Origin of the sequence: Thioclava arctica (assembly GCF_040892615.1) — a bacterium.
In the GTDB taxonomy this organism is placed as follows: Bacteria; Pseudomonadota; Alphaproteobacteria; order Rhodobacterales; family Rhodobacteraceae; genus Thioclava; species Thioclava arctica.
This window is the reverse complement of sequence record NZ_JBFRYC010000018.1, coordinates 26,862-40,331: the sequence shown is the minus strand read 5'-3', so window position 1 is coordinate 40,331 and position 13,470 is coordinate 26,862. Positions and strand designations below refer to the sequence as shown.

Annotated in this window: 11 protein-coding genes; 4 read left to right on the top strand and 7 right to left on the bottom strand. The window is 56.7% G+C overall.

The genetic code is table 11. The features are described 5' to 3' along the window. Positions 1–400: 400 nt before the first annotated feature. Positions 401–694: a ubiquitin family protein gene (locus tag AB4874_RS18330; RefSeq protein WP_368393071.1), complete on the top strand. Its 294-nt coding sequence runs from the start codon at positions 401–403 to the stop codon at positions 692–694. On the opposite strand, the gene AB4874_RS18325 is transcribed toward AB4874_RS18330, so the two are convergent. Continuing rightward, positions 634–1,905 (bottom strand): DUF6538 domain-containing protein, encoded by a 1,272-nt coding sequence (locus tag AB4874_RS18325; RefSeq protein ID WP_368393070.1) that lies wholly within the window; start codon positions 1,903–1,905, stop codon positions 634–636. The two genes, AB4874_RS18330 and AB4874_RS18325, sit on opposite strands and share 61 nt — an antisense overlap. Before the next feature lie 302 nt (positions 1,906–2,207). Between AB4874_RS18325 and AB4874_RS18320 the strand changes: the two genes are divergently transcribed. Next, entirely contained in the window at positions 2,208–3,506 is a 1,299-nt protein-coding gene (locus tag AB4874_RS18320) for a tyrosine-type recombinase/integrase (protein ID WP_438273501.1), read from the top strand. Between the two features lies 1 nt (position 3,507). Next, positions 3,508–4,404, top strand: coding sequence for a hypothetical protein (locus AB4874_RS18315; protein ID WP_368393068.1), 897 nt, complete (start codon positions 3,508–3,510; stop codon positions 4,402–4,404). Here AB4874_RS18315 and AB4874_RS18310 read toward each other — a convergent pair. From AB4874_RS18310 to AB4874_RS18290, 5 genes are all read right to left on the bottom strand, one after another. Beyond that, the gene (locus AB4874_RS18310; RefSeq protein ID WP_368393066.1) at positions 4,401–5,372 is read right to left on the bottom strand and encodes an IS481 family transposase; all 972 of its coding nucleotides are present in this window, start codon (positions 5,370–5,372) and stop codon (positions 4,401–4,403) included. The genes AB4874_RS18315 and AB4874_RS18310 overlap by 4 nt on opposite strands. A gap of 205 nt (positions 5,373–5,577) precedes the next feature. Next, positions 5,578–6,699, bottom strand: coding sequence for a Gfo/Idh/MocA family protein (locus AB4874_RS18305; protein WP_368393065.1), 1,122 nt, complete (start codon positions 6,697–6,699; stop codon positions 5,578–5,580). After that, positions 6,696–8,240 (bottom strand): sugar ABC transporter ATP-binding protein, encoded by a 1,545-nt coding sequence (locus AB4874_RS18300; protein ID WP_368393064.1) that lies wholly within the window; start codon positions 8,238–8,240, stop codon positions 6,696–6,698. The genes AB4874_RS18305 and AB4874_RS18300 overlap by 4 nt, the downstream gene beginning before the upstream one ends. Then, a complete protein-coding gene (locus AB4874_RS18295) occupies positions 8,237–9,217 on the bottom strand; it encodes an ABC transporter permease (protein WP_368393063.1) in 981 nt (326 codons plus the stop codon). The genes AB4874_RS18300 and AB4874_RS18295 overlap by 4 nt, the downstream gene beginning before the upstream one ends. After that, complete coding sequence (locus AB4874_RS18290; protein WP_368393062.1) at positions 9,214–10,167, bottom strand: ABC transporter permease; 954 nt, start codon at positions 10,165–10,167, stop codon at positions 9,214–9,216. The genes AB4874_RS18295 and AB4874_RS18290 overlap by 4 nt, the downstream gene beginning before the upstream one ends. A 298-nt stretch (positions 10,168–10,465) precedes the next feature. On the opposite strand from AB4874_RS18290, the gene AB4874_RS18285 reads away from it, so the two are divergent. Continuing rightward, positions 10,466–11,449 (top strand): sugar ABC transporter substrate-binding protein, encoded by a 984-nt coding sequence (locus AB4874_RS18285; protein ID WP_368393061.1) that lies wholly within the window; start codon positions 10,466–10,468, stop codon positions 11,447–11,449. Between the two features lie 95 nt (positions 11,450–11,544). Here AB4874_RS18285 and AB4874_RS18280 read toward each other — a convergent pair whose 3' ends face one another. Beyond that, on the bottom strand, positions 11,545–13,248 hold the full coding sequence (locus AB4874_RS18280; protein ID WP_368393060.1) for an ABC transporter substrate-binding protein: 1,704 nt from the start codon (positions 13,246–13,248) through the stop codon (positions 11,545–11,547). Positions 13,249–13,470 lie beyond the last annotated feature (222 nt).

Below are 13,470 nucleotides of genomic sequence, written 5' to 3'. Positions count from 1 at the left end.
GGCTTGAGGGCGTCTGTTGTCAAAGGACCGCCAACGATCACGTCGCCCCGCCGAAACTTGGTCGCGATCACGCGGATGATTTGTTTCGGCGAGGTGTCACGACATAGCCCGGACAGCGCGGTGAGCGAAATCGCGCGCTTCTACTTAGGCTTGCCGAACTCGGGTGTCTCAGATTGCCGCCAAGCGAGGGTCATTCTGCCCAAACTACGCCAAAACTGCGCACTCTTGGCCGGAACAAGACCCCGCCACCGTCGAAAATTGTGGATTACTCACACGTTAGACGTGAGAGGCACGCGTTAATGCCCTATTTTAAACCCATCAAACGCGACGATCTTCGCCGATCCAAGCATCACAATTTTCGCGCGCCGAGGGCCCCTCGCGCCCTAACAGGAGCACCATTTTGGGACAGCCAAAGCCACAGCACAAGCAGGGAGACACGCCGCGAGCGTGTGGCTCTGCGCGTGGGCCTGCGGCGCATTTGGCACGGCTTGAGGCGGCGCGAAACAAGGTGGCGCAACTGGTGATCGACAACCCGCGCTACAGCCCGATTTTTCAACGCCTTGAGCGCGAGATCGAGCTGGAGCACGCAAAGCTGTCGGATGATCTGCTGGTCCGCGCGCGCGCCGTAGTTGCTCAGAACGCGATGGGCGAGAGAAGTTCGGCCACCATCTCCAACTTCCCACCCGAACCGTAACGCTCGCGGCCCAAAGCGTGGCCGAGGATGTCGCGCCGGATACGCTCGTCGATCTTTGCGCCCAGCATCCGGTCTTCAAAATTATGGCGCAACCCGTAGAGCGAATGCGCAGGCGTTTCGAGCAAACCGTTTTCGCGCAGGAATTTGTTCACCGTCGCGCTTAGCGAAGCCGAATTGCCCTGATAGCGATCAAAGCCGTTCGGGAAGGACCGCAACGCGTCAAGCGACACCCCAAGCAGCGGGATATTGCGTTCGGCATTTTGCGATTTGAGATGGCGCCCAAGAGGTTGCAGACGCAGATGGGGCACCGGATCGTCGAGGCAGATTTCCTCAGGCCGCAACGCCGCCAATTCGCTCGGGCGCATGCCGGTATTGACCATGCCAAGCAGGATCGCACGGGCCTGCGGGTTGAGCCCGGCCAATGCGTTCGGCGCAAGCAGCTTCGTGCGGATCCAATCGTCAGAAAACGGCGGGCGCTTGCCCTTTCTACCCTCTTTCAAACTCAAATCACTGAGCGGCAGAACAAGGTGCAAACGCTTCTTTTTGTTGACGGCTTTAAGCACGTCGCCGAGATGCACAATGTCTTTGTTGGCGGAATTCGGCGTCAGATCTTCGGTCTCGATCCGCTCGAGCCACCAGTCGCGAAAATCAAGCATATCATCGCCTCTGATCTCGGCCAGAGGCTTGTCACCGATCACCGCGATCAGATTCGCGATGGCCTTCTTGCGAGGGTTCTTCCAGCGCCGGATCTGATCGGGGCTTTTGCCTAAAATGCGGTCTTTCGCATAGCCCCAATAAAGATCAAGCGCGCGGCTGATCGTGATCGAAGGCATCGGTGCGCCGCCCAGAAGCGCCTCGGCCTCTTGCACATCGGGTTGGCCGCTACGGGTCGGCACGGCCTCGACCCGTTCCAGAATCTCGCCGATCGGGCGATTGGCCAGCTGCGCGGCATCGAGATAGCGCACGCCGCGCGCTTTGGCCAAACGCTGCGCCGCCTCGAACCGACGCTCGGCCTCCTCTGTATCGCCTGCCAGCTTGGCCTCCCAAGCCTCAATTTGATGCTGCCAGATCTGCGTTGCCTTTTGCCGCGCGATAACTTCGGAATCGGTGTGCAAGCTGCAAACAATCTCAAAGCGGTGCTCGACGCTTTGATAATCCACCGGAACCCGCTTGCGCAGATGCCAAGTCTTGCCCCGTTTCGTGATACCCATCGCGATTCCCCATCTGCGCCTGTGGTGCAAAATGTGTATCAAAATGTGGGGCAAAAATGAAGGGAGAAATATGATACGCCTGCACGACGCCACTTAAACGTTTGATTTAAAACGGATTAGAATTGCACATGGGTGAGATGGGTGGCGGAGACGAAGGCAGCCCTGCAGCAAACCCATCGAAGCCCATACATTCCTAAAACCCATTTATAAACAAGTACATCGTACGATGAATATTCCTAGAGAGGCTTGTGCATTCCCTCCTATTCCTCTAACCAATGGGGGACAAGGTGGGGGACAGACATATGTCAGTCAGAGATAGCAATCGACGAGCAGCGCGGCCCCTTAGCGCCGCATTCGTGCGCACGGTTCGCGAACCTGGGAAGTATCACGACGGGGGCGGGCTTGGCCTTATACTGCGCGTCGAAGCCTCAGGCAGTCGCCGATGGGTGCAGCGTATCGTTGTATTGGGACGAAGACGGGAGATCGGTTTAGGATCGCCTCCCATTGTGACCCTCGCTGCGGCACGTGAGGCTGCGCTGGAGAACAAGCGCACAGCGCAAGCCGGCGAAGATCCTCTCGCCCTTAGGCGCCACTCTCGGGCGTTCATAACCTTTGCTACTGCTGCGGAGCATGCCATCGCCGCCAAGTCTGGCGAGTTCCGCTCGGATAAGCACCTGAAGCAGTGGCGCAGTACGCTGGACACATATGCCCTCCCCGTTCTCGGATCACTCCCCGTGGGGCAGGTCAATACGGCCGATGTCTTGCGCGTTCTGCAGCCAATCTGGAAAGAGAAGACCGAGACTGCTTCGCGCCTGCGTGGGCGTATTGAGGCTGTCCTGTCTTGGGCAACGGCGGCCGGGCACCGTGAGGGTGAGAATGCGGCACGCTGGAAAGGCAACCTATCAGAGTTGCTGGCGAAGCCGCGACGCATTGCCAACACAGTCCATCATCCCGCTTTGGCGAGTTCTGATACCTCTGCTTGGTATGCGGCCCTGCAGCATCGAAATGGTACAGCCGCTCAAGCGTTAGAATTCCTAGCTTTGACTGCGGCCCGTTCCGGAGAAGTTCGAGGCATGACTTGGGCTGAGGTGGATTTTGAGAACAGCGTTTGGATCGTACCTGCCGGCCGTATGAAGGCGCGCCGTGAACATCGCGTGCCACTTACTGCTAGGGCGCGTGTTCTACTTGAGCGTATGTCAGAGGCAAAAGAGTTCGGCGCCCATGACAAGACCTCAATTGTGTTCGCAGCCCCTCGCGGCGGCATGCTCTCTGACATGTCGATTTCTGCCGTTATGAAGCGGATGCACGAGGCTGAGATTAATGCTGGGCGCGTAGGCTGGATAGATCGTGCCTCTGGCCGGCCAGCTGTGCCACACGGCCTGCGGTCAACGTTCCGAGATTGGGCTGCAGAGCTCGGCTATCCAAGGGATATGGCGGAAATGGCACTTGCACATGACGTCGGAAGCGTTGTCGAGCGCGCATATCGGAGGTCTGACATGCTTGAGCGGCGACGCGCCATGATGTCGAAGTGGGCCGACTTTCTCGAAGGTGATGCCTCTAATGCCGATGTGACCCAGATCTCGTCAGCTGGAGGGCGGTGAAATGACGACGCGGGGACATCCCCTGAAGTCGATCGAGAGCTGGCCCTTCAGCCCTCCCGCCTTAGGAAAGCCGGGCACCGTTGAGCAGCAAACATCAGCGCTAGTCGAATTGCTCTGCAATGTATCTGACGGAAAACTTGCGCGTGCTTTGGCGGAGGTAAACCAGCCAAATGCTCAGAGCAGAAATCTCGGCCAACGGGGCAACTGCGATGAAGAAGTTCAGGAAGCGGACAAGTTTGAAGCCGTCAGACGTTGGGTTCGGATTCATACGCGCGGTCTTACTTGGCAAATTGATTTGCTCGGCGCACCGCCGAATGATCGGCGGAAGAAAATGAAGGAGACCGCTGGCGCCCACTATCGGGCCGCCCAAAGGCTTCGTAGTTTCGCCGACAAACCAGATGACGCGGATGCTGCGAGCCTTGCCGCAGCGGCTCTCGAAGCACTGCCAGGCGACGCAGAACCGATTATCGGTCAGACTGCAATCGCACCGGAGCCGGAGAAAGTTACACGTGAGACAATCGAAAAGATTTTCTCAGGCTCGGAATCGCGGCCAACCTTGATCGAATGGGTACAGTCGCACGCACAGGAGTGCGAACAAGTCTCCAAAGACATAAATAGTTTTCTGAAGGAGCACCCCGCAAAGGGAGGTGCGCATCTTGCTGCTCGCGAAATCGCAAAGCTGGTGGCGATGTACTTTCAGCATGCACGGGAAGCTGCCGAGGCCGCCTCACTTCCACTCGATAACTTCCCAAAAGTCAGCTATGCCGACGACGACAATCATGAACCTAGAAACCCCTACTGCGCGACAGTTAAGAAGGCGCTCGTTGTGTTTGGGCAAACACAAACAGGTTGGAGGAGAGCCGCTGAATATGTCTGCGAAGAGCAGAAGCAAACCTAGCTGTCACATCCCGGCAGGTAGTATGGCTGTTTTTTGAACAGCTCGGGCTTGAGTTTGTGCCAGTCCTTCATCGCCAGCAAGGGCGTCTTGCTGCCCAAGGCTGATTGAGGAATCTGCTGATTGTAGAGCCAGACGTAGCGGTGCAGCGTCGCCTCCAATTCTTCGCCTGATCGGAAATGATGGCTTTGCAGGACTTCTTCGATCCGGCCATTGAAGCGCTCGACCATGCCGTTGGTCTGAGGCGACTTCGGCGGCGTCAACCGATGGTCGATCTCGAAGGCTGCGCACAGCGTGTCGAACTCATGTTGGCCGGTCGCGGCGCGCTTGCGCAGACCGAAGAGCCGATCGGTGAATTCCTTGCCGTTATCGGTCAAAACGGTGCGGATGCGCAGCGGGCAAGCGCGTTCTAGGTCACGTAGGAAGCGCCGGGCGTTGGCCGCCGTCTTGGTTTTGAAGACGCGGATGAAGACCCAGCGTGTCGCGCGGTCGATTGCCACGAAGAGATAGCGGCGGGAACTCTCATCGGCCATTTGCGGCAGGTATTTCACATCGATGTGGATGTAGCCGGGCTCATATGCCTTGAAGCCAGTGTGCTTCGGCTGGGGTGCTCTGGCCTTCAGATCGCGCAGGTTTCCCACTCCGTGCCGACGCAGGCAGCGGTCCAGGCCAGACCGCGAGGCATTCGGGTTCAGGAACTCGCGAACCACAGCCAACAGGTCATCGAGCGAGACAAGCAGCGTCCGACGCAATGCCACCGCCACCGCCTCCTGCGCGGGCGTCAACGTCGTCTGGAGACGGTGCGGCGTGTGACTGAGATCCTCGACGCTGTCGCGGTGTCGCCACTTGTAAACGGTCTGCTCCGTGACCCCGATACGCTCGGCCAGCACCGGCGCAGTCTCCGTGCTCGCCTGTATCGCGGCCCGGACCTTCGGCGTCGTCGTCGCTTGACTATGAAGATGGATCAGCATGGTCGCACCCCGTTCCGAACTTCCCTCAGAACCGATCTTGCCATGAAGAGTGCGGCTCGCCGAGGTCTTATGTGATCATCCGGGATGGAACACCTAGCCACAAAAGTTTCCAAAAATGCCACACCACTTCAGCTCCTTTCCCCGCCAAGAAAAAAAATTAGCCGAAAACTCCAGTTTCAAACGGTCCAGATTTTAGGGGAGCAGGTCAATTAATGTCTTGCCAAGCGCCAAGTTCGGACGCTGCAGCAATCGCTTCTACTGTTTTCTGAACTGCCCATGCTTCTCGAAAATCTGTGCCCGTTCGTGGCCCGCCCGCCCAAGCTGTCAGCAGGCCAGCGACTTCTACCACTTTGAGATCATTGAACCCTAGGTGATGTCCCGGCGCGGGGCAAAAATTTTGATAGGGCGGATGATCTGGCCCTGCCTCGATCCTGGAGAACCCCGCCCGGCCCAATGTGCTAGGTGACCAGAGCAATAACTCGTTCATGCGTTCTTGTGAGAACACAATCGCGCCTTTGGTGCCCGTAACCTCAAAGGACAGATCCATTGTGCGCCCTGTGGCAGCCCAGTTCGCTTCAATGCTACCTTGCGCGCCATTTTCGAACTGCAAAATAGCGTGGCACATATCATCAACCTCAACCGGGGCAAGTTCGGACCCGCCTGCGTCTTTGGGGCGCATTGAGTGAATTGTATGGCAAGTACCGTTGACGCGCTGGATCGGCCCTAGAAGAAACCTTGCCATTGAAAGGATATGACTACCAATATCAGCCAGAGCGCCACCGCCAACCCGGTCGGTGCGAAACGAATGCGGCGTGGTGGGATCGCACATGTAATTCTCAGCGTGGCGGCCGCGAAAACTTGTGACCTGACCTATCTCACCGCTTTCAATAATCTCGCGCGCGAGAGCAATCATCGGATTGCGCAGGAAGTTGAACCCTACCAGAGTCAAAATGCCTTTTTCCTCGGCAGATTCTGTCATGCGTTTGCACGCCGCCGCTGTCGGTGCCAATGGCTTTTCGCAATAGACTGTCTTTCCGCAGGCGATCGCCTCGAGCGCGATCGGTTCGTGCAATCGGTTGGGCGCGGTAATCGCTACGATGTCGATCTCGGGATCAGCAACCAGTGCGCGCCAATCTGCGGTATACCGACCAAAGCCAAGCGCGGCGGCACTACGCTCTGCCGCAACTGGCGTCACGTCGGCAAGCATTGAGAGTTTTGGGGCCACGGGTAAATCAAACAGCCCACCGACGGCACGAAAGGCATTGGCATGGCACCGCCCCATGAAACCTGCCCCGATCAATCCAATTCCGACCTCGGGTTTGGTCATGCCATCTCTCCTATCGATTGCGTCTTGACAGATGCACCTGCTTGCGGTGGTCCTGATTGATGCGACACCGCATCAATCAGGTTCTCTTCGGTCATCATGTCACCGGTGAACTCAGCAACGATATGCCCTTCAGACATTGCCAGAACACGATGGCTGACGCCAAGAACCTCCGGCATCTCGGAGGAGATCACGATCACAGCAAGCCCCTTTTCAGCCAGCCCTGCGATCAACTCGTGAATGGCCGATTTTGAGCCCACATCAATACCGCGCGTCGGCTCGTCTAGAATAATCAGTTTCGGCCCCGAGCAGAGCCACTTTGCGAGCACGAATTTCTGCTGATTGCCGCCCGACAAGGTCGCCACCGGTTGCTCGGGTCCGGTAGTGCGAATGTCGAGCAGGCTGCGGTATTCCTCGTAGGTAGCCAATTCTCTCGAACGGTTCATCAAGGTTGCGTCGGAAAACATCCGTAGGTGCGGCAGCGACGTGTTCTCTCTCCCCCCCATTCCAAGCACGAGACCCTGCTCTTTACGGCTTTCAGGCACCAACGCGAGCCCCATTGAAATCGCTTGGCGCGGCGTCGGAAAGACCGCCGGTTGGCCTTGCCAATAGAGAGTGCCCGCCGTGGCGTCGCGAACGCCAAAGATCGTCTCGACCACCTCAGAGCGCCCTGCCCCAACAAGCCCGTAAAGCCCTAGCACCTCCCCACCACGCACGGCGAAGTTAACATCCTCGAACAACCCCGCCTTGCTCAAACCTTCAACGCGCAACATTTCGTCGCCAAAATTTTCTTTGGCGCGCACGAAATAGCTGTCGAGCGTGCGCCCGATCATCATCCGCGTGATATGATTCACGTCAGTCTCACGCGTCCAGACGGTTCCTTGCAACGTGCCATCGCGCAGAATTGTAATACGGTCCGTGATCTCGAATATCTCGTCCATCTTGTGCGATATATAGACGATACCAACGCCCTTCGCCTTGAGAGAACGGATCGTAGTGAAAAGCTGATCCTTCTCTGCATCTGTCAGTGACGCCGTCGGCTCGTCAAAGATTACGACATTGGCGTTGAACGCCAGCGCACGGGCAATTTCTACCATCTGTTGGCGGGCGATTGACAGGTCACCCACCCGTATATCAGGACGAATATCCAGCCCCAACGCATCAAGAGCCGCTTGCGCGTCACGCCGTAGCTTGCGCTTTTTGAGGACACCGAATGCGTTGGTCGGCCACGCGCCCAAATAGATATTCTCTGCCACCGACAATTCAGGAGACAGCGACAACTCTTGGTGAATCAGCAAGATACCCATCTGTCGTGCATCCAGCGGAGACGTGATGCGCACCGGCGCGCCCTGATAGACAATCTGCCCGGCATCTGCGCGATGTAACCCCGCCAACACCTTCATCAACGTTGATTTTCCTGCGCCATTTTCACCCACAAGGGCATGAACCTCACCGGGAAAAACATCGAAAGTGACATCATCCAGCGCCTTCACACCTGGAAAGGATTTCGAGATATTTTCTACAGACAACAACGGTTGTGTCATGCCCGCGCCCCCCCCTTGGCCATCAGTTTATCAAGCGCAAGCGCCAAGATAAGAACCGCTCCCATCACGATCAGTTCGACATAATTTGGCGTATTCAGTAGCCGCAACCCGTTGCGCAGCACCGCCAGTGTGAGAACGCCACCAACAGTCAGAATCAGATTGCCATAGCCGCCCTGCAACCGCGTGCCACCCAGCACGACCGCAATGATAGTCCAAAGCTCCCAAATCTTCCCTGCGTTCGGCTCCGCCGTGCCCAGTCGCATCGACAACAAGATGCCAGCCAATGCTGCAAGACCGCCGCAAATGGTAAAATTGATGATCTTGTGACGTTTGACATTGATACCGGCATCGCGCGCAGCGTCGATGTTGTCGCCCACGGCATAAGTTTCGCGACCGTGGCGGGTGCTACTGAGCACCCATTGGAATGCAATCGCTAGCCCCAGAAAGATCAATGCCGTCAGCGACACGGGGCCAAGATAAATCTCAGGGATCTCGGTGTAGCTGAAATCAGGTGCCATTAGTGCGTTCTCGCCCGAATACACGAAGACCAGACCTCGGATGCCAATCAGACCGCCCAAGGTGATGATGAACGAATGCATTCCGGAATAGGCCACCAACGTGCCGTTGATCGCCCCCAACGCGAGGCCCGAGCCCAGGCCCACAAAAATCGCAGGCCAAACACCGATCTGTGCTTGCAAGCCGATAGAGAGCGCAGCTGCCAAAGCAAGCGTAGAGCCAACGGATAGATCGATCTCTCCGTCGATCATCACCAACGTCATACCGACCGCCAAAATCCCTATAAAAGCGCCCTGCGTCAGAACATTGCCAAGGTTGGCGAGCGTCAAGAAGTAGGGTGACGCTGATGAAAATATAACGATCCCCAGCGCAAGAAATGCCCAGATGTGATTGCGCAACAGCCAGCGCGTGAGCGCACGCAATGGGTTGCGGGCAGCGATGTCAGATGAGGTAACGCTCATGCAAAGATCCTCCCACGTTTGCCGGCAAGGTCGATCCAGACAACGGCGATAATGACGACCCATGTGACGAGCCATTGAACGTAATAGGGATAACCAAGCAGCAGCAGGCCATTTTGAATAAACCCCAGCATTGCAATTCCAACGACTGTGCGCCCGATGCCGCCCGCCCCACCTAAAAGGGAGGTGCCGCCAAGTATGATCCCGGCGAGCACTGTCAGCTCATAACCCTGCCCGATTGTGTTTTGCGCGCCCATGACGCGGCTGCCCATGATGATCGCAGCAATGCCCGTGGTGAGGCCAGAAATCAGATAAGCAAAGAACACCGTCCAGGGGGCGTGAATGCCCGAGAAGACACTCGTCGTCTCGTTACCCCCAACCGCATAGACGCTGCGCCCGAAAATCGTGCGACGCAGCACAAAGGCTGCGATTGCCGCACCGCCGAGGAACAGGATGACCGGCACCGGAATTCCTGCGATCTCTCCGCGCCCAAAAAAGGCAAACCAAGTCGTGTGCGGGTTGGTGATATTCTCATTCGAACCGCCAGAATAATATAGTGTGAGCCCCTGCAACAGCGATAGCATCGCCAGCGTCACGATCAGCGCGTTGAGCCGGAAGAACCCAACGAGCAGCCCGTTCCACGCGCCGATTGCCAGGCCCGAACCAAGGGTCAGCGCAATCGCGGGTGCAGGGCCCAGTCGGTTGTGTTGATCGACCATGATCACGGTTAGAAGGGTCAGCATCGAGCCGACCGATAAGTCCAGCCGCCCCGTAATCACCACGAAAGTAACGCCGATCGCCATCATGCCCGTGATAGAAACCTGGCGCAGCACCTCAAGAATGTTGCCAGGGGTCAAAAAAGCATCAGACCTAAGCGCCACGCCCACCAGAAACACAGCGAAGGCCAATAGCAGGCCATTGCGCCTGAGTTGGCGCGTCCATTCGATAGTCATAAAGCGTTCCTCCCTGCCCCAAACCTGTCGAAGGTTGCCGGGCGCTACCATCACAAAGAAATCCAAAATGGATTTGGCGTTGATCTGGCGCCGCAGCATGGATCATTGAGGCGCGCGCCCCGCCAAGGCTGCACGATTCGGACGGCGTCAGCTTACGCGGCCTATCAGAAATCAGATTTGGATATCATGTATGTTGTTCTGATCGACCAGTCGCAGATCATAGTTGCATTACAGGAACCGGCGCGCCGTCCGGCCCGACAAGACCAAAAAAAACGGTGTACATCGGAGGAGAACAAATATGCGAATGAAGATGATTGGATTGGCGATCGCGGCGGCCGTTGTGGCGCTGCCTGCCTTTGCCCAAGATGCACCGGACTGGTTAGGAGGAAAGCTGAAGAAGCCACTGTCCGAAACGCGCATCGGGATCACGGTGCTATATCCCGGCTCAAACGCCTATCAAGCCAAATATGCCGAGACCGCCGAAAAATATACGAAGGAACTTGGCCTTCAGGCAACCGTGATGGACCCCCAAGGAGATCCGGCCACGCAGTTCAACCAGCTTCAGGACATGATCTCGCAACACATGGACGCGATTGTGCTGTGGCCCACTTCGCAGAACGCACTGATCCCTGCCGTTCGCCAAGCCGACCGCGCAGGCATTCCCGTGATCACCTCAAACTCGCCGATCGGCGAGGCCGGGCGGCGCTATGTAGCAGCCCATACGGGCCCTGACGATTGCACGCAGGCAGCCCAATCCGCTGAGATTCTTGGGGATTCCTTGAACGGCAAAGGCAATATCGTCGTCGTTGAGGGAACGCCGGGCTACTCAGTGTCTATCCTGCGCAAGAACTGTTTCCTCGACAAGATGCAGGACAAATATCCTGGCATCACCATTCTCGCCAGCCAGCCTGCCGACTGGAACCGCGAAAAGGCGCAAACTGTAATGGAGACCTTCCTCACGCAATACGGCGACAAGATCGACGGTGTCTACGCATTCGACGATGGCATGGGTCTTGGCGTGATCAGTGCCCTTCAAGGGGCGGGCAAAAAACCAGGCGACGTAAAGGTTGTAACCTGTAACCTGTTTGGCGAAGGCTGGGATGCCATCAAGTCGGGATGGGAGACCGGGTCGAACAAACAGTCACCAGTTGACGACGCGATCTTGGCAATCCAGACAGCCGTCAAAGTGGCCAACGGAATTGAAGTGCCAAAACTTCAGACAATCGAAACACCGAAAATCACGGCGGCAAATGTCGATAAATTCAAGCGACCAACCTGGTAACCTTTGACTGCCAAAACAGCTACAAGGGCCGCATATCATGCGGCCCTTATGCTTACTTTTACGCGCTGAATGCGTGCAGGCTCTATAGAAATCGTTCAGTAATGCCCGTGGGCCCGCATGATCGCATCAACCCTGTTCTGTGCAGAATTCAGCGCCTCAGCGATGGTGACATTTCCCTGAAGCATCGCATGAATATCCGTGCCCAGAACGCAAAGAAGGTCGTTAAATTCTTGCACCGGAGGACGCGGCCAGATCTGCAATTCACCACGACGCTCCATCATGTCTATCTGGCGGATCATACCAGTCATCGACTGCACTTCAGGATCCGCGCTGGTGGAAAATCGCGGGCTGGTGAGGTTTCCGTTTTGCACATACCACTTCATCATCTCGGGCCGAGTAAGGTATTCCATCACCTTCCAAGCCGTGCGCACCCTCTCGTCTGAAAGACTGGCCGGCATGGCAAGCGCAAAGCCTCCAATCGGGGAGACGGGTGTTAGACCCGGGCTTGGGGGATGGGGAACAAACTCGACATTTCTATACGCAGGCGAGGTTTCGTCCAATTCGAACCTCGCGGCGCGCACCGACCAACCATAGCTCAGCGCAGCTTCACCCCGTGCAAAAATCTCGATCCGGCGGTCCCAGGTACAGCGCATGGAATCGGGATGTGCATATGACAGCAGTTCTTTAAGATATTCGGCAGTGCGCCGCCCTGCTTCGCTTGCGATGCGCGGGCGGAGACGTTCGCCCGAAATATCGTCCACATCAAAGCTATCGCCTAGCGGTGCAAGATCAAGCACCGGCTGGCCAAAGTCAGCCAGCGTCTGCACGAACGTATGTGCAACCGGGGTGCCGCGTCCGTAATTCATCACGATCCCCGACAGTCCCATTGCCGAGCGATGCAAAGTGCGCGCGCACAACAGAACGTCCTCAGTGGTGCGCGGAGTTGAAAGGCCCGCCTTGGCGACTAGATCGGACCTGCAGAACAACAGCTCGGCGGTCGGCTGGATCGGAAGACCGTATTGCTGCCCGCGATAAGCCGACCCTTTCCAAGCGGTGCTATGAAAATCCGAGGCGTTGTAGCGTTCCTGCCGGATGATGTCATCAAGCGACCGGATCATCTGATCCTCAGCAAGCTGACCAATCCAAGGAAGATCCACCGAAATCAGATCAAATTCGGATTTCGGTTTCGCATTATTCTCAGCGATAGCCTTGTGCAGCGCGTCCAACGGTAGATTGACCACTTCGATATTCGTGCCACAAAATTCATTTAAGGCGCCACGAAAAGTATTGAGCGTCGTGAAGGTTGGATCGATTGGTGCAAGGATGCGGATCGACTTGTCATAGCCCACCGGCGAGCGCGCCGCATTGGGATAGGACAAGATGCGTGAGGCCATATAAGAGCCACCAAAATAGAAGTCAGCTAACTCACCGTCGCCGGTGTTGAAGCCAAACGTGTCCCCTACCATCGCCTTGAGTTGCACCGCGTATGATTCGTATTCCACAATCAACTTGCGCGTCGGATGCAGTGAAAAGCTTTTGCCCGATTGCGTGCGCGCCCGTTTCAGCAGCAATCCCTGTTCAATGAGTTCACCGATCCGCCGCATAGCCGTTCCATAAGGAACATCCGCTGCGGAGGCGATAGAGGTGATTGTCAGCAGCTTGCCTTCAAGATGACGTCGCATGGCGTAGGAAATAATGTTCCAACGTGCATCGGTCGCCGATAGCTCGGTGCGTTTTTCGGAAATACTGCGCATCTTGTCGCTGAAGCTGAGGATGCGTAAAAGCTCTTCTCGAGTCATCGCCCTCCCCCGCTCAGACCCTCATAGTCCTGCTTAGCGCCCGCATAACAAGCCATAGTCCTGCTTAGCGCCTGCATAACAGGCTGGCCATCGGCGTTTTATCCAAAGCTGATATTTCCCCTGTTCGTCCCTCCACAGCATCGTGAAAAGATAGCGGTGTCCAGCCCATCGGATCCCAAAAATATGGCGCGCGGCTGAATAACCGATCCGGACAAGATCGAT